The sequence below is a fragment of the Xenorhabdus stockiae genome (assembly GCF_002632825.1).
In the GTDB taxonomy this organism is placed as follows: domain Bacteria; phylum Pseudomonadota; class Gammaproteobacteria; order Enterobacterales; family Enterobacteriaceae; genus Xenorhabdus; species Xenorhabdus stockiae.
The window spans coordinates 1-808 of the sequence record NZ_NJAJ01000133.1; the positions used below are offsets into that span (position 1 = coordinate 1).

An 808-nucleotide genomic window follows, 5' to 3' on the forward strand; every position below is an offset into this window, starting at 1 on the left:
CATGGCTTCGACGACTTTATTCAGCATCTGCGTCGGCACGGTGTAGCCGCCTTTCTCGTCCGGGGTCGTCCCCTGTGCCCGCAACTCACGCAGCGCCTGCCGCTCTTCCGTCGTCATTTCCCCCAGCCCGTGACGCAGGAACTTATCAAAGGCCGCCGCCCGGCGCTCTTGCTGCTCGGTTTCGGGCTGCTGACGCTGCTCGGGTTCGGTGTTGTCCACCAGTTGTTGATCCAGACTGCGCAGGGATTCCTCACGCTGAATGTGCGCATCAATGCCGTCCAGCTCGGTTTTCGCCTTGTTCCATTCGGTGCGCTGCTCGTCAGTCCATGCGGTCTCGCCGATGGTGTCGTGCAGGGTACGCATTTGAGCCGCAATCGTGTTACGGCGTTGTTTCAGTTCATGCAATTTCATGATCTCGTCCTAAATATTCAGTAAAGTCAGCATGCGCTCACGCGCCTGTTTTTGGTTGATAGCCTGCCGGAAAGCGCCACTGTCCCGGGCTTCTTTCCACTGATTCAAAGAGCGTACGGCGGAGTCCGCCTCCTGATACGCCGGATAAGTCACCGGACTGACATCGTAGAGCCGGGAGAAACGGTGAATTTCCCGGATAACAATCCCTTCGTCGTCTTCGTACCAGTGTTCACCGTCCCGGGCGACCCGGAAAGCAAAGGACGACTGGGTAATATCGCCCCGCTGCAAGGGAGCCAGTACCAGATCCCGGATGGTCTGATTATCGGGGGCCTGAATGCTGTATTGCAGTCCGCGCTCATCCACGGTCAACGTGAGAGTGCCCGCCGTACTGCGCCCT

General features: G+C 58.5%; 2 protein-coding genes. Both read right to left on the reverse strand.

Annotated elements, in window-relative coordinates; genetic code table 11:
- Window positions 1-411, reverse strand: a 411-nt coding sequence (locus tag Xsto_RS20765; RefSeq protein WP_099126322.1) for a phage major capsid protein, incomplete at its 3' end; no start/stop codon positions are given.
- 9 nt (window positions 412-420) lie between these two features.
- The coding region (locus tag Xsto_RS20770) for an HK97 family phage prohead protease (protein ID WP_211284368.1) at window positions 421-808 on the reverse strand (388 nt) is incomplete at its 5' end.